The sequence below is a fragment of the Streptomyces sp. LUP47B genome, from assembly GCF_001746295.1.
Taxonomy (GTDB): Bacteria; Actinomycetota; Actinomycetes; order Streptomycetales; family Streptomycetaceae; genus Streptomyces.
Genome location: NZ_MJAH01000026.1, coordinates 31,000 through 45,061 on the forward strand (window position 1 = coordinate 31,000; position 14,062 = coordinate 45,061).

Genomic DNA, 14,062 nt, shown 5'->3' on the forward strand with positions numbered 1-14,062 from the left:
ACCTTGTAGCGATGGGTGTTCAGTCATGGCGTTCAGCCCCCGAATCCAGGCCAGAGGGATCCAGCTCCTGCTCGGTCGCGTGATGTCCCGCGTACACAAGGACCTGCGCTTCACCGACGTCCCGGCGCGGACCGAGAGCCTTCGGGTGGAGACCGGTGCCGGACCGGTGACGTGCACCGTCTACCGTCCGCCGGCCGCCACGGACACCCCCGCACCCGTGTACGTCAACTTCCACGGCGGCGGGTTCGTGGTCGCCCGGCCGGAGCAGGACGACCACATCTGCCGCTACATAGCCGCCACGGCCGGCTGCGTCGTGATCAACGTCGACTACTCGGTCGCGCCGCAGCGGCCGTTCCCCACGCCCGTCACCCAGGCCTACGACGTCACAGCGTGGGTCGCCGAGAACGGCGCCGCCGGTGGCTGGGACGGTTCGCGGCTCGCCGTGGGCGGACACAGTGCCGGGGCCAACCTGACCGCCGCGGTCTGCCGCCTGGCGAGGGAAAGCGGCGCCTTCACGCCCCGGCTCCAGATCCTCGACTCGGCACCGCTGGACCAGGTCGCCGATCCGGCCACCAAGCGGTCCCTCGTCGCCAAGCCGCTGCTCACTCCGCAGCTCATGCGGATCTTCACCGCCGCCTATGTGCCCGATCCCGCCGACCGTGCCCGCCCCCTCGCCTCGCCCGGCCTCGCCGACGACCTCGCGGGGCTTCCTCCCGCCCTGGTCATCACCGCGGAGAACGACCGCCTGCGCGACGAGGGGGACGCCTACGCCAAGGCCCTGGAGGCCGCCGGCGTCCCGGTCACCCACCGCGTCTTCGAAGGCGTCGACCACTACTTCACCCACACCGGCCCGGTGCCGTCCGGAAAGGAAGCCATCGATCTGATGGCCACCGCGTTGCGCGACGCACTGAGGTGACCTTGCTGTCCTTTCAGACTCTGGCGGCAGCGACTCCTGCGCTGTCCATGTAGTCGCGGACTCGTGTGATCAGTCCGTCGCGGACGTGGAGTATCAGGAGACCCGGAACGGTGAACGTGGTGGCTTTGGTGGTCACGTTCCCCTCACGGCATGCTCGGCGATGATCACCTCCGGATCGGCGGTCTCGTAGGCGGCGACCCTCCGGACCTCCTGCACCTCGGCGGGGGAGGCGCCCCAGGCCGCCCGGTATCCCGCGCGCACGGCCTCGCGTCCCTCGAAGCGCGCGGGGAAGCCGGGAGAGGTGAACGGGAACTCGTGCACCGCCTCCGTGGCGTAGAGATCGGCGAGATCGTCCGGGGACTTGTCGAGCATGGCCTGGTAGTAGCAGGTCAGCACCTCGCGAGGGGTGCGAGCGGCAGGTGTGTCCAGAGGTGACACGGGAGTCGTCCCTTCGCTCAACACTTGTTGACCCAGTCAGCGTAGGGTGCCACCACGACCGTGCGCGGGAGCTGTTCGCCGAGAAGGGGTTGGTAACTGTTGGCCGCGGAGTGTGCGTGAGGTCGAGTTAGCTCGATCGTGTGATCGTCGGCTTCTGGGCTTGCGGCGCCTTGGGTCGTGCGGAGTAACGCCGTACTCACCTGGCCAGGCCGCTCAGAGCACTGGCCTCCCGGGCTTGGACCACGCACAGGATGTGTGTCGCCGCCCCGGGGTCGAGTACGCCGGGGATCTGGGGGCACCTCCCACGCCGTTCGGGCAGTGGGGGAGCGCTCAAGACCGTTCGGGGCGTGCGGCTGGCTGGGGCTCGCTCCTGCTCAGTCTTCAGGAACGGTTCGAGCGCACCACCATCCGCGCCGTGGCGGGTCACCGCGTTGCTGGGCGTCACCAGCGGCCATCAGCTCCTCGGCCGGGGCCTCGCTGTGTGAGGTCCCGGCCGATCGCATCGCCGCGTTGCTCCGGCCGGCCATCAAGGCCTCGGCGGGACCGTCGCCGGAGTGAACCTGACGCGCTGATGTCCGGTTCGTGGAGCGCGGTTTCCAGCATCCCCACGTGACGCCGCCCTGCCCGAGGGCCTTGCCATGCGATCGGTTCCGATATATCGTTGAAGCATCGCGACAGATCAACGATGGAATGGAGTGATTGCGATGCGTTCCCACGGATTCGAGCGTGGACATGGTGGAGCCGGTCGTAGGGGCCGTGGTGGCCCCGAGAGCCTGCGGGGTGCCTTCGGGCCCTTCGGTCCGGGCGGTCCTGGTGGCCCCGGCTTCGGAGGGCCGGGCTTCGGCCCCGGGCCCTGGGGGCCGAGGGGTGGTCGGGGCGGACCCAGGGGGAGGGCGCGGCGCGGTGACGTGCGGGCCTCGATCCTGGCCCTGCTCAAGGACCGGCCCATGCACGGTTACGAGATGATCCAGGAGATCGCCGAGCGCAGCGGCGGGGCGTGGAAGCCCAGTCCCGGCTCGGTGTACCCCACCCTCCAGCTACTGGAGGACGAGGGGCTGATCGCCAGTGAGAGCGAGGGCGGCAAGAAGCTGTTCGCCCTCACCGAGGCCGGCCGTACCGCGGCCGACGAGGGCCCCGACGCGCCTTGGGAGGAAGCCTCCCGTGGCATCGACTTCGAGGCGCTCGGTGAGATCCGGCAGGCCGGCTTCGGTCTGATGGAGGCCTTCGGTCAGGTCTGGAAGACCGGCAGCAAGGAACAGCGCGAGAAGGCGCTGGCCGTCATCAACGAGACCCGCAAGAAGCTGTACCTCATCCTCGCCGATGAGGACTGAGGCAGCGCCGGGCAGTCGTGAGGCGATCAGAAGGCGCCCCGTGGAGCGATCCGCGGGGCGCCTTCCTGTGGGCGGCGCACATGGGCAGCACTCCCTTGTACGGGGCGCGCTTGTGCGGGCTCACTTGGGCGGCGCTCACTCCACCAGTCCGGCCAGCTTCCGCAGCGACTCGTTCAGTGCGGCCGTCCCCGAGTCCTTCAGCTTGCCCGCCATCAAGGAGACGGCGGCGCCCGTGAACTCGCCGTCGATGCGGACCGTGGTGGCGTCGCCGTCGGGGGTCAGGGTGTAGCGCGTGGCCACGCTCACCGCCATCGGGCCCTTGCCCCGGATGGCGAACAGCCGGGCAGGCTCCACCTGGTCGATGGTCCATTCGACCTCGGCGGGGAAGCCCATCAGCTTCATGTTCTCCTGGAAGGTTCCGCCCGGTTCGAGAACCGTCGGGCCGCCCTTGGGGAAGCTGGTGTGGGTCGCGTTCCACTCCCCGTGCGCGGACCAGTCGGTGAGCTGGGCCCAGACCTTCTCCGCGGGTGCCGAAATGCGTGCCTCCGCGCTGATTTCCGCCATGCGGCCACCTCTTCGTGTCGGGCTGTGGTGTCGCGGAAAGTAGCCGCAGGGGGCGCAACATTCAATACTGATGAACCGTCAGAAAACGCGGAGGCGCGTTCAGTCCACCTGTCGTATCACCGCCGCGTCGAACAGGTCCCACGCGCGCGGGAACGCGCTCTCGTCGTGGCAGTGCCACGCTTCCCAGAACGGGTCGGCGAGCAGCGCGTCCCCCAGGGCGCACGACGGGGCGGCGGACGTCGACCGGGGCGGAAAGGTTTGATCTCATCCGTAAGGAGGAGATTCCGGCTGCGGGGTCCGCTCTCCGTGGGACGCGAAGATGCTTCCCCTCGGGGATGACCCGATGCGGTGGGGCTGATGAGGTGGGGGATGTGCACCCCCGTATCCCCCGGCAGTCGGCCCGCGAACAGAGCGGCCCGCCGCCGGTCAGTCCGGACGGCGATGTCAGGCTCAGCGCGGAACTGACAGCGGTGGTCTCCGGTGCCCGCAGGCGCGCGCTGCGGGACGGGGACCGGCAGATCGACACGGCCCATCTGCTGCACTCACTCCTGGACGCCGACGCCGAGGCGTACGCCGTCTTCGACGCGGAACCCCAGTTGCCGAGGCTCCTCGGCTATCTCGTGCAGCGCAGCATCGGCTACGGACTGCGCTGGCAGGGCACCGTGGAGGACTCCGGCGCCGTTCCCGCGGTGACGACGGCCGAGGGACTCTCACCGCTCGCCGCGGGCGCGATGGAATACGCCTGCGCAAGGGCCGAGCGCCGCGCCGACGGACCCGCCCGCGGGATCGATCTGCTCGCGGCGATCCTGGTGGACCCCGAGTCGCGGGCCGTCGAGGTGCTGACCCGGGCGGGAATGGACGCCCGTGCCGTGTCCGCGCGGATCGACGACCGCCTGCCCGGAGGACTGTGGGGCGGCCCGCCACGGTCCAGCCGCTGAGACAGGAGTCATCGGGGGTGACGCTCATGTCCTGCCCTGTCATCATAGGCCGGTGCATACGTCTGAGAGCAGCAGGGCCAGTGAGGGCAAGGGCGTCGGACTCGGTCTCGCGCTGGTGTCCGCGCTCGCCTTCGGCGGATCAGGGGTGGCGGCCAAGCCGTTGATCGAGGCGGGCCTCGATCCGCTGCACGTGGTGTGGCTGAGGGTGGCGGGCGCCGCCCTGGTGATGCTGCCGCTCGCCGTCCGCCACCGCGCGCTGCTGCGCAGCCGTCCCGCCCTGCTCGCCGGCTTCGGGCTGCTCGGCGTGGCCGGCGTGCAGGCCTTCTATTTCGCCTCGATCTCCCGCATCCCCGTCGGTGTCGCCCTGCTCGTCGAGTACCTCGCCCCCGCCCTGGTGCTCGGCTGGGTGCGGTTCGTGCAGCGACGGCCCGTCACCCGTGCCGCCGCGCTCGGCGTGGTCCTCGCCGTGGGCGGGCTCGCGTGCGTCGTCGAGGTCTGGTCGGGTCTGAGTTTCGACGCTCTCGGACTGCTCCTCGCGCTCGGCGCCGCCTGCTGCCAGGTCGGCTACTTCGTCCTGTCCGACCAGGGCAGCGACTCCGGCGAGGTCCCCGATCCGCTCGGCGTGATCGCGTACGGCCTTCTCGTCGGGACCGCCGTCCTGACCGTCGTGGCCCGCCCCTGGACGATGGACTTCTCCGTCCTCGCGCAGCGCGCCGACATGAACGGCACCCCGGTCGCGGCCGGCCTGCTGCTCGGCTGGATCGTGCTGATCGCCACCGTCCTCGCCTACGTCACCGGTGTGGTGTCGGTGCGCAGGCTCTCACCGGCGATAGCCGGGGTCGTGGCCTGTCTCGAAGCGGTCGTCGCGACCGTCCTCGCCTGGGTGCTGCTCGGTGAACACCTTTCGGCGCCGCAGATCGTGGGTGGCGCGGTGGTCCTGCTCGGCGCCTTCATCGCGCAGTCGTCGACCCCGGCCAAGGGTTCCGTGGAACCGGTCGCGACCGGTGGCGCCGAAAGTCGGTTGTCCGCCCGGGAGAACGCCGCCTAGGCTCCCGGTTCATGCACACGCGCACGTTGATCGTTTCTCCGCCGGCCGCCTGAGGCGGGCCCTCCGGAGACCACGCCCGGCCATGCCGCCGGGCTGAACGGTGCTGCCCGCAGACGAAGTCCGCGGACCCCGCCACCGAGCGGGTGTCCTCTTCCGAACTTCCGCGCCTCGGCGCATCTGCGGAGAGAACACGTGTCGCATGCTTCTTCAGGCCTGCCCGTCGGGCGAGGCCTCATCTATCTGATCGTCGCCGGTACCACCTGGGGCACCGCGGGTGCGGTCGCCACGCTGGCCTACCGGATCAGTGACCTGGGCCCGGTGGCCCTGTCCTTCTGGCGCTGCACGGCCGGTCTGGCGGTGCTGCTCGCCGTCCGTCCCGTGCGGCCACGCGCGCGTACGGCCGTCTCGGAACCGCTCGGCCGCAAGGCCCTGCGGGTCGGCGCGTCGGGCGTGGGTCTCGCGGTGTTCCAGACCGCCTACTTCGCCGCCGTACGGTCCACCGGGCTCGCCGTGGCCACCGTCGTCACCCTCGGCGCCGGCCCCGTACTCATCGCGCTCGGGGCACGATGCGCCCTGGGGGAGCGGCTCGGGCGCAGCGGAGTCGTCGCCGTCGCCGGAGCCCTCGCCGGACTCCTGGTGCTGACGCTGGGCGGCGCGGAGGCTTCCGTCCGTCCCCTGGGTGTGTTGCTCGGGCTGCTCTCGGCGGCCGGCTGCTGTGTGATGACCCTGATCACGCGCGCGGCCCGGGCGGAGTCCTCCGGAACGTCCGTCGGGGTGTTCGCGGTCGCCGGCCTCTGCCTGCTGCCCCTCGCGCAGGCCGAGGGCCTGGTCCCGCACACGGCCCGACCAGCCCTGCTCCTGGTCCTGTTGGTCTACTTGGCGACCGTCCCCACGGCTCTCGCCTACGCCCTCTACTTCGCGGCCGCCGCGGTCGTCCGCTCCACGACCGTCTCCGTGATCATGCTGCTCGAACCGGTGAGCGCGGCGGTGCCGGCCGTCCTGCTGTTCGGCGAGCGCCTCACTTGGACCACCGTGCTCGGCACCTTGCTGATGCTGGGCGCGGTCGCGGGGCTCGCGGTGACGGAGGCGCGTGTGCCCGCATGACGAACCGAGGGGCCCTTCTGTCCGAAGGGCCCCCTCGCTCAGGCCTGCTGCCGCCGCAGCAGATGCTCGCGCGCCGCCGCGTCCCCGGGGCCGTTCCGGTCCGCCAGCCCGTCCGCGATCCGGTCCTGCACCTGAGCCGTCCGCTTGCCGGCGTACTTGAACTTCGCCCGCACACCGGTCACTTCGAGCCGCAGCCCGCGAATCCCCGACAGCTGCCTCCCGAACGGCACCTCGTCCGCCGCCACCCGCGCGGTGCCGCCCTCCGGCTGGAAGTGACCGATCTGGTGGTTCAGGAGCACGGCCTTCTCGGCAGGGTCGTCCACCACGTGGGCCCGGCACCGCAGTTGGACCGCCGCGTAGAAGCTCGTGGGCGTGCCGTGTTCGGACGGAACGTCCGGGTCGGCCTGCCACGGGCCCGGGACGTACGCGTAGTCGTCGACCACGCTCAGTACGACGTCCGGGCTCGCCTCCAGTGCGCCCCACAGTGGATTGGGCCGGGCGAGGTGTGTCAGGACCTCGCCCCGCGAGGGGTCGTAGGCGAAATGCAGCGGCTGGACGAACGGGGGCTCGCCCGCAGGTCCGTTGACGGCGAGCTGCCCGAAGTCGTGGACGGACAGCCACTGCTGCCACTCGGTGTCGTCGCGGGCCGCGTCCCAGGGATGGATCAGCATCACAGGACCGCCAGGTAGTCCGGGACCTCGGTGCCGGGGGCCAGGCCGTCGTCGGCGACCGGGGTGCCGTAGCCCTTGCGCAGCGGGACCACACCGGCCCAGTGGGGGAGGGCGAGGTCCTCCGGCTCGTCGTTGACCCCGCCGGTGCGGAGCTTGGCGGAGACCTCGTCGAGGTCGAGGCGGATGACGGCGGTGGCGGCCAGTTCCTTCTTGTTGGCGGGGCGGGAGTCGAGAGCGCGACCCGGCACCACATGGTCGACCAGCGCGTCGAGGGCGAGGCGCTTCTCCTCGGGGTCCGTGACGTCGTACGCGAGTCCGTGCACCACCACGGACCGGTAGTTCATCGAGTGGTGGAAGGCCGAGCGGGCCAGGATCAGCGCGTCGACGTGCGTGACCGTCAGGCAGACCGGCAGTCCCGGGTCGGCCTGGCCGGTCATCCGCAGCGGGCGCGAACCCGTCGAGCCGTGGACGTAGAGCCGCTCACCCACCCGGCCGTACAGCGTGGGCAGGACCACCGGGGCGCCGTCGCGGACGAAGCCGAGGTGGCAGACATAGCCCTCGTCGAGTATCGAGTGCACCAGTTCCCTGTCGTACGAGGCCCGATTGGGGGAGCGCGTCGGGACGGTGCGGTCGGTCGGCGCGTAGGCGGTCGGCTCCGGCGTGGTCGCGGTGGTCCCCTGCATTGCGATCTCCATTGCACTAGTGCATAATCTTCTTTGTGCTAGGAGAATATCGGATCGAAGGCCGACGTGCATCGGAGATTGCGGCGAGCGTCGAGAGCGCTGTGGGTGCCGGGGGGCTGGCTCCGGGGCAACTGCTGCCTCCCATGCGGGAGTTGGCGGTGGAGCTCGGGGTGAATCCCAATACGGTCGCGGCCGCCTACCGCACCCTGCGTGAGCGCGGGGTCATCGAGACCGCCGGGCGAAGGGGCAGTCGGGTCCGGTCGAAGCCGGCCACCACGGGACGCGACTACATCCGGGTGGAGGTCCCGGAGGGCGTGCGGGACGTGGCGAACGGCAACCCGGACCCGGCGCTGCTGCCCCCGCTGGCGCCGGCCTTCGCCGCCGCCGCGGAACAGGGCGACCGGGAGCCGGTCCTGTACGGAGAGGCGACCGTGGACCCGGAGCTCGCGCGCCTGGCGCGGGAGGCGCTGGATGCGGACGGCGTTCCGGCGGGCCCTCTCGCCGTCGCCTCCGGCTCCCTGGACGTGATCGAGCGCGTCCTGGCCGCCCACCTCAAGCCGGGTGACACGGTCGCGGTGGAGGACCCCGGCTGGGGCAGCCTCCTCGACCTGGTCCCGGCACTCGGGCTGCGCGTCGCCCCGGTGGGTGTGGACGACGAGGGCCCCCGCGCCGATGACGTTCGCACGGCCCTGGAGTCGGGCGCCCGCGCCCTGATCATCACCGACCGGGCCCAGAACCCGACCGGTGCCTCGGTGACCGCCACGCGTGCGCGTGCCCTGCGCGCGGTCCTCGAGGATCACCTGGACGCCCTCCTCATCGAGGACGACCACGGCCACGGCATCGTCGACCTGCCCCTGCACCCCCTGGCCGGAGTCACCCGCCACTGGGCCTTCGTCCGCTCGGTGGCCAAGGCCTACGGCCCCGATCTGCGCCTGGCCGTCCTCACCGGCGACGCGGTCACCGTCGACCGCGTCCACGGCCGCCACCGGCTGGGCCCCGGCTGGGTCAGCCGCATCACCCAGCGGGCGGTGGTGCAGCTGTGGGCCGAGGGCGTACTGGACACGGCGGAGGTGGCGGCGGCGTACCGCGAGCGCCGCGACCGGCTGATCGGCGCACTCGCGGAACGCGGAGTCGAGGCCCACGGCCGCAGCGGCCTGAACGTATGGATCCCGGTCCCGGACGAGACGGGCGCGGTGTCCCGCCTGCTGCACGCGGGGTGGGCCGTGGCCCCGGGCGCCCGCTTCAGAATGAGCGCACCGCAGGGGATCCGCGTGACCGTGGCGACGTTGGCGACGACGGAGGTGCCCCACCTGGCGGACGCGATCGCGAGGGCCTTGGGTCCGTCACCGACCCGGAGTCATGTCTAAGGGGAAGGTGACCTGCTTCACGGGTGGGCGCGGGAAACCGCACCTGAGTGAGCGCTGCCCCCGCAAGCACGATCACCGCGCCCACGGGCGTCGACGAGCTCAACGACTCGCCGAGCACCGCGACCCCCGCTCCCGTGGCGATGACCGGAATGAAGTACGTGACCATCTGCGCGGTGGTCGGCCCCACTTCGGCGACCAGCCCGTACTGGAGCAGCAGCGCCAGCCCCGTCCCCAGCGCGCCCAGCGCCGCGATCGCCAGCAACGGCAGCACATCGACATGGGTGGGTATCCCGGAGAACAGCGAAGTGACGGCCGCCAGTTGAACCGTGGCCAACAGCAACTGCGCCCCCATCAGGGATATGTGGGAGTACCCGGCACCGGCCAGCGTCCGACGCACGTAGATCCACCCGATCGGATAGCTGAGCGAGGCCAGCAGAGCCATCGCCGTCCCCCTGCCGTCCAGGCCGCTGAACCCCTGCCAGGCCCCCAGAACCGTCAGCACCCCCAGGAACCCGAGCCCGAGCCCGGCGACCCGCACGCGCGTGGGCCGGTCCTCGGACAGCGCGACCACGGACAGAACCATCCCCCACAGCGGCGAGGTCGCGTTGCAGATCCCCGCCAGCGTGGACGGGATCGTCAACTCCGCGTAGGCGAAGAGCGAGAACGGCAGCGCGTTGAGCAGGAACCCCGCGACCGCCAGATGGGTCCATGTCCGCACCCCACGAGGGAGCCGCTCCCGCCGCACCGTCATCGCCGCCGCGAGCACCAGCGTCCCGAACACCAGCCGCCCGAGCGTGACCTGGAAGGGCGCGTACCCCTCGGTGCCCACCTTGATGAGCAGAAAGCTGAACCCCCAGATCAGCGAGAGGACGCCGAAGCGCAGACGCCAGTCGAGGGCGGGGCGGCGGGTGGCCCGCGGCGGGGCTGCGGTAACGGTCGCGGTGGTCATGACGGCCACGATCCGGCACACGATCTCGTAGTACAAGCGAGTTTTTGAGCGAGATATCTCGTAGTATTGCTTACATGTTGAACCTGGAGCGCCTGCGCACCCTCGACGCCCTCGCCCGGCACGGCTCGGTCAGCGGTGCCGCCGAGGGCCTGCACATCACGACCTCTGCCGTCTCGCAGCAGATGTCCAAGCTGGAGCGCGAGGTCGGCCAGCAGCTCCTCGCCAAGAACGGCCGTGGGGTGCGGCTCACCGACGCCGGCCGGCTCCTGGCCGACCACGCGGCACGCATCCTGTCCCAGGTGGAACTCGCCCAGTCCGACCTGGAGGCCCAACGCGGCCAGGTGGTGGGGGAGTTGAGGCTCGCCGCGTTCCCGACCGCCGCACGCGGACTGTTCCCGGGCGCGCTCGCGGGCCTGCGCTCGGCACATCCGGGCCTGCGGATCAGTTCGAGCGAGATGGAGCCGGAATCGGCGGTCCTCGCCGTGATCCGCGGTGACTACGACCTCGCGGTCGTCCTGGACTGGTACAACAAGCCGCTGCCCATGCCCGACGGGCTCGTGAAGGCCTCGATCGTCGACGACACGGCCGACGTGGCGATGCCCGCGACCCACCGCCACGCGCACCGGAGCGAGGTCGACCTGGAGGACTTCGCGGACGACGACTGGGTCACCTGGGGAGAGAGCGAGTTCTGCCACGAGTGGCTGATGCACACCCTCCGCTCCAAGGGCATCGAACCCCGCGTCGCGCACCGCGCGGAGGAGCATCCGACCCAACTCGCCCTGGTCGATGCCGGACTCGGCGTGTGCGTGGCACCCCGGCTCGGGCGCGGGCCGATCCCGGAGGGCGTGCGGACCGTGCCCGTACGGCAGTCGGTGAGCCGGCACATCTACGCGGTGTGGCGCGCGGACGCCGACCGCCGCCCGTCGATCCGGGCGGCGGTCGAGGCACTGAAGTCGGCGGCGGTGAAGGCCGTTTGAGCGGCGTTTCTCTCCGCCCGCAGTCGGTCTCGTCCGCCGGACAGCCCTACGCCGGGCCCAGCTTGCGGAAGTCCCAGGAGACGATCTTCTCGGGGGTCAGCCGTATCCAGGCGTGCCGGCCGTCGTGCGGCATCTCCTCCAGGCGGAAGTTCTTGCGGGCGAACAGCGTCTCCGGGACGTCGAGTTCCGCGCGCAGCTCTCCGGTGCGCGGAGCCTCGCCCACGAAGTCCACCGTCCCGGACAACTCCACGCCCTGCAGCTCGTCGTACTCCTCGCCCGTGTCGACCACGATCGCGACCCGTGGATCGCGGCGCAGATCGGTCCAGCGCTTGCTGCGCACGACGGAGTACAGCCACAACGAGGTGCCGTCCCAGGCGAACCAGAGCGTGCTCACATGCGGAGCGCCGTCGGCGGAGACCGTGGCGACCCGGCAGGTGCGCTGGCTGGTCAGGAACTCGTCCAGCTCGCCCGGCGTCATCATGATCTTCCGGCCGCGGCGCTGAGTGACGGTCATGCGTCCCCCCTCTTTCTCTCACGTCGTGTCAGAGGAGAGATCCTCTGACATCACGTCAGAAAAGGATGGGTCGTCTTCCGTCCCGACGCAATGGTGGCTACTGTCACCGGCTCCGGGCCGTCGGCGACCAGGGGGAACCGTGCCGTCGTACGAACAACTCAGCGAACTCCTCGCTCCCGAGAGCACTGTCCTGCTCACCGTCGAATGCCAGCAGGGCGTCGTCGGGCCGGAGAGCGCGCTGCCCGAACTCGCTCGTGAGGCGCGGACCTCGGGTGCCCTCGCCAACGTCGCCCGACTGGTCGACGCCGCGCACGGGAACGGGGTCCAGGTGATCCACGCGATCGCCGAACGCCGTCCGGACGGGCGCGGCGCCAACCATAACGCCCGCCTCTTCCGAGCCGCCGAACGCCTGCCCGTCCAGCAGCTGGCCGGGACCATCGCGGTGCGGGTGGCGGCCCCGATCGAGGTGAGCGAGGAGGACTTCGTCGTACGACGCCTGCACGGGCTGTCGCCGATCCAGGGCACCGAGGTCGACGCGCTCCTGCGCAACCTCGGCTGCCGCACCCTGGTGGTGACCGGAGTCTCCGCCAACGTGGCCGTCCCGAACGCCGTGTTCGACGCCGTGAACCGCGGCTACAGCGCCGTGGTGGCGACGGACGCCATCGCCGGGGTGCCCTCCGACTACACCCCGGCGATGATCCGTCACACGCTCGCCCTGGTGGCCACCCTCGCCACCACGGACGAGATGCTGACCTGTCTGGGACGACCCCGCCGCCCCGGGCGCGTCTGACCTCTCATGCGAGTGAGATCGAGTCGCCGCTGACGGTGATCTTCTCCTCGGGCAGCGGCTGGGTCGCCGGCCCCTTCTTCACACTGCCGTCGGTCACCGAGAACTCGCTCTTGTGGCACGGACAGGTGATGACCCCGTTGGTGATGCCCGTCACCGCACACCCCTGGTGGGTGCACTTCGACGAGAACGCCTTGAACTCGCCCGCCGTGGGCTGGGTGACCACCACGCCCGAGTCCTTGAAGATCTTGCCGCCGCCCTCGGGGATGTCCGAGGTCTTCGCGAGGACACTGCCGCCGGCGGCAGTGTCCGACGACGAGGAGGACGACGACGAGGAGGAGTCGTCCTCCGACCCGCACGCGTTCAGGGTGAGGGCGAGTCCTGCCGCGCCGACCGCCGCCACGACGACCCGGCGACTGGGGGCCGATGCGGGATGAATCGATTCGCTGGCCATTCTGACGTCCCCTTCCACGGAATCCTTGAACTGTCCTGAGGTACGGCCCCGGAGTGCCCGTTGTTCAGACACCCCCCAGTAACCTGGGGCGATGCTCGAGGAAGCCATCGCGACCCGCTACATCACGCCTCTGCGCGAGGGCGGCTCGCTGCCGGGGCTCGTCGAGGCCGACGACCGCGGGACGTACGTCATCAAGTTGTCCACGTAGGGGAGCTGACCTGCGGCGATGTCCCGCTGCAGGCACGCATGCGGGTGCTCTCGAACGGACGACAGCCCGATTGCGCCCATACACTCCACGCTGGCTCGAGTTGCCCCGGGACTGCTGGAGCGCTTAGCCGAGGTGGACGACCCGCGTGATCCGCGCGGTGTGCGACATCCCCTGACTTGCCGTGCTTGCCCTGACCGCAAGTGCGGTGACGATGGTGGGTTGGCGGCTTGCCCCCCTCGACGGACGCTCTTGGCCGGGCCGTCGGCCGCCGGCTCGCAGACCGCCGCCCCAAGACGAACGGCCTCGCCGGGCTGGCGGTGGACGGCGAGAGTCTGCGCAGGTCAAGGCCGACGGCCGGCTTTTGGGTGTCTTCGCTGAGCGCATGATCGAACGATCCGCAGTGGCGCAGGACTGCGAGAGCGGGAAGCTCTTTCGCACCGGCCTTGAGAAGGGCCGCAGCTCCGGACCCCGGGCTCCAGGGCGAAGGTATCTGTGCCTGCCGGTGTGCGTCGGCATAACAGCGAGTTAACGCGGCTCGGGATGCTCTGAGCGGTTCGGTCCCGCACGGGACCGAACCGCTCAGAGCATCCCGCCCTCTCGGAGGTATCCATGCGCCGCCGTTACACAGCCCCGTTGGCCGCCCTCGCCCTCGCCCTGCCCGCCCTGTTCCTCTCGGCCGCCGACGCCTCGGCCGTTCCGGCGGACAAGAGCCAGGTGCTCAGTTCCTGGACGCAGACATCCGCGAGCAGCTACGACGCCTGGAGCGCCGCCCGGCAGAATCAGGCCGCGTGGAGCGCGTACGCTTTCGACTGGTCCACCGACTACTGCACCACGTCCCCGGACAACCCCTTCGGGTTCCCCTTCAAGAACGCCTGTGCCCGCCATGACTTCGGTTACCGCAACTACAAGGCGGCCGGCACCTTCGAGGCCGACAAGTCCCGTCTCGACAGCGCCTTCTACGCCGACCTGAAACGGGTGTGCGCGAGCTACTCCGGCGCGTCCCGCAGCGCTTGCGACGCCACGGCCTGGACGTACTACCAGGCCGTCTCCGCCTTCGGGAACTCGGCGGCCGTGGACGGCGCGGCCGTGGCCTGAGCCTGCCGCATTCCCCCA

At 70.8% G+C, this 14,062-nt stretch carries 15 protein-coding genes and 1 pseudogene; 9 read left to right on the plus strand and 7 right to left on the minus strand.

What is annotated here, in order from left to right; translation table 11 throughout:
- The first annotated feature begins 25 nt into the window (after positions 1-25).
- Positions 26-916, plus strand: a complete 891-nt coding sequence (locus BFN33_RS45420) for an alpha/beta hydrolase (RefSeq protein ID WP_069766094.1) — start codon at positions 26-28, stop codon at positions 914-916.
- A gap of 132 nt (positions 917-1,048) precedes the next feature.
- Here the strand turns inward: BFN33_RS45420 and BFN33_RS45425 are convergent, their stop codons facing one another.
- A complete protein-coding gene (locus BFN33_RS45425; protein WP_256123049.1) occupies positions 1,049-1,354 on the minus strand; it encodes a nuclear transport factor 2 family protein in 306 nt (101 codons plus the stop codon).
- A gap of 704 nt (positions 1,355-2,058) precedes the next feature.
- On the opposite strand from BFN33_RS45425, the gene BFN33_RS45430 reads away from it, so the two are divergent.
- The gene (locus BFN33_RS45430; protein ID WP_079141365.1) at positions 2,059-2,685 is read left to right on the plus strand and encodes a PadR family transcriptional regulator; all 627 of its coding nucleotides are present in this window, start codon (positions 2,059-2,061) and stop codon (positions 2,683-2,685) included.
- A gap of 135 nt (positions 2,686-2,820) precedes the next feature.
- Here BFN33_RS45430 and BFN33_RS45435 read toward each other — a convergent pair whose 3' ends face one another.
- A complete protein-coding gene (locus BFN33_RS45435) occupies positions 2,821-3,249 on the minus strand; it encodes an SRPBCC family protein (RefSeq protein ID WP_069766096.1) in 429 nt (142 codons plus the stop codon).
- Between the two features lie 371 nt (positions 3,250-3,620).
- Here BFN33_RS45435 and BFN33_RS45440 point away from each other — a divergent pair, with 371 nt between their 5' ends.
- The 3 genes from BFN33_RS45440 to BFN33_RS45450 all read left to right on the plus strand — a co-directional run bounded on the left by BFN33_RS45440 (position 3,621) and on the right by BFN33_RS45450 (position 6,339).
- Positions 3,621-4,187: a Clp protease N-terminal domain-containing protein gene (locus BFN33_RS45440; protein ID WP_069766097.1), complete on the plus strand. Its 567-nt coding sequence runs from the start codon at positions 3,621-3,623 to the stop codon at positions 4,185-4,187.
- A 52-nt stretch (positions 4,188-4,239) separates the two neighbouring features.
- Entirely contained in the window at positions 4,240-5,235 is a 996-nt protein-coding gene (locus tag BFN33_RS45445; protein WP_069766098.1) for a DMT family transporter, read from the plus strand.
- Between the two features lie 192 nt (positions 5,236-5,427).
- Positions 5,428-6,339: a DMT family transporter gene (locus tag BFN33_RS45450; protein WP_069766099.1), complete on the plus strand. Its 912-nt coding sequence runs from the start codon at positions 5,428-5,430 to the stop codon at positions 6,337-6,339.
- A gap of 38 nt (positions 6,340-6,377) precedes the next feature.
- Here BFN33_RS45450 and BFN33_RS45455 read toward each other — a convergent pair whose 3' ends face one another.
- Both BFN33_RS45455 and BFN33_RS45460 read right to left on the minus strand, forming a co-directional pair.
- Entirely contained in the window at positions 6,378-7,010 is a 633-nt protein-coding gene (locus tag BFN33_RS45455; protein ID WP_069766100.1) for an FMN-binding negative transcriptional regulator, read from the minus strand.
- Entirely contained in the window at positions 7,010-7,693 is a 684-nt protein-coding gene (locus BFN33_RS45460) for a pyridoxamine 5'-phosphate oxidase family protein (RefSeq protein ID WP_069766101.1), read from the minus strand. The genes BFN33_RS45455 and BFN33_RS45460 overlap by 1 nt, the downstream gene beginning before the upstream one ends.
- Before the next feature lie 35 nt (positions 7,694-7,728).
- Here BFN33_RS45460 and BFN33_RS45465 point away from each other — a divergent pair.
- Positions 7,729-8,958, plus strand: a pseudogene (locus BFN33_RS45465) (aminotransferase class I/II-fold pyridoxal phosphate-dependent enzyme); the annotation flags it as partial.
- On the opposite strand, the gene BFN33_RS50920 reads toward BFN33_RS45465, so the two are convergent.
- The gene (locus tag BFN33_RS50920; protein WP_176742639.1) at positions 8,936-10,009 is read right to left on the minus strand and encodes a DMT family transporter; all 1,074 of its coding nucleotides are present in this window, start codon (positions 10,007-10,009) and stop codon (positions 8,936-8,938) included. The pseudogene BFN33_RS45465 and the gene BFN33_RS50920 sit on opposite strands and share 23 nt — an antisense overlap.
- Positions 10,010-10,083: 74 nt before the next feature.
- On the opposite strand from BFN33_RS50920, the gene BFN33_RS45480 reads away from it, so the two are divergent.
- Positions 10,084-10,986, plus strand: a complete 903-nt coding sequence (locus tag BFN33_RS45480) for a LysR family transcriptional regulator (protein WP_057610528.1) — start codon at positions 10,084-10,086, stop codon at positions 10,984-10,986.
- A 46-nt stretch (positions 10,987-11,032) separates the two neighbouring features.
- Here the strand turns inward: BFN33_RS45480 and BFN33_RS45485 are convergent, their stop codons facing one another.
- Positions 11,033-11,500 (minus strand): pyridoxamine 5'-phosphate oxidase family protein, encoded by a 468-nt coding sequence (locus BFN33_RS45485; RefSeq protein WP_057610529.1) that lies wholly within the window; start codon positions 11,498-11,500, stop codon positions 11,033-11,035.
- A 139-nt stretch (positions 11,501-11,639) separates the two neighbouring features.
- On the opposite strand from BFN33_RS45485, the gene BFN33_RS45490 reads away from it, so the two are divergent.
- On the plus strand, positions 11,640-12,290 hold the full coding sequence (locus tag BFN33_RS45490) for a cysteine hydrolase family protein (protein ID WP_069766105.1): 651 nt from the start codon (positions 11,640-11,642) through the stop codon (positions 12,288-12,290).
- Positions 12,291-12,294: 4 nt separating this feature from the next.
- Here the strand turns inward: BFN33_RS45490 and BFN33_RS45495 are convergent, their stop codons facing one another.
- Positions 12,295-12,741 carry a Rieske (2Fe-2S) protein gene (locus tag BFN33_RS45495; RefSeq protein ID WP_069766106.1) on the minus strand — a complete coding sequence of 149 codons (447 nt, stop codon included), beginning with the start codon at positions 12,739-12,741 and terminating at the stop codon, positions 12,295-12,297.
- Between the two features lie 817 nt (positions 12,742-13,558).
- Between BFN33_RS45495 and BFN33_RS45500 the strand changes: the two genes are divergently transcribed.
- Positions 13,559-14,044, plus strand: a complete 486-nt coding sequence (locus BFN33_RS45500) for a phospholipase (protein ID WP_069766107.1) — start codon at positions 13,559-13,561, stop codon at positions 14,042-14,044.
- Positions 14,045-14,062: the final 18 nt, after the last annotated feature.

What these genes read in the sequence shown, in the direction of transcription:
- BFN33_RS45420 (WP_069766094.1), top strand. Translation starts at nt 26, where the DNA reads ATGGCGTTCAGCCCCCGAATCCAGGCCAGAGGGATCCAGCTCCTGCTC.
- BFN33_RS45430 (WP_079141365.1), top strand. Translation starts at nt 2,059, where the DNA reads ATGCGTTCCCACGGATTCGAGCGTGGACATGGTGGAGCCGGTCGTAGG.
- BFN33_RS45435 (WP_069766096.1), bottom strand. Translation starts at nt 3,249, where the DNA reads ATGGCGGAAATCAGCGCGGAGGCACGCATTTCGGCACCCGCGGAGAAG.
- BFN33_RS45455 (WP_069766100.1), bottom strand. Translation starts at nt 7,010, where the DNA reads ATGCTGATCCATCCCTGGGACGCGGCCCGCGACGACACCGAGTGGCAG.
- BFN33_RS45460 (WP_069766101.1), bottom strand. Translation starts at nt 7,693, where the DNA reads ATGCAGGGGACCACCGCGACCACGCCGGAGCCGACCGCCTACGCGCCG.
- BFN33_RS50920 (WP_176742639.1), bottom strand. Translation starts at nt 10,009, where the DNA reads ATGACCACCGCGACCGTTACCGCAGCCCCGCCGCGGGCCACCCGCCGC.
- BFN33_RS45480 (WP_057610528.1), top strand. Translation starts at nt 10,084, where the DNA reads ATGTTGAACCTGGAGCGCCTGCGCACCCTCGACGCCCTCGCCCGGCAC.
- BFN33_RS45485 (WP_057610529.1), bottom strand. Translation starts at nt 11,500, where the DNA reads ATGACCGTCACTCAGCGCCGCGGCCGGAAGATCATGATGACGCCGGGC.
- BFN33_RS45495 (WP_069766106.1), bottom strand. Translation starts at nt 12,741, where the DNA reads ATGGCCAGCGAATCGATTCATCCCGCATCGGCCCCCAGTCGCCGGGTC.
- BFN33_RS45500 (WP_069766107.1), top strand. Translation starts at nt 13,559, where the DNA reads ATGCGCCGCCGTTACACAGCCCCGTTGGCCGCCCTCGCCCTCGCCCTG.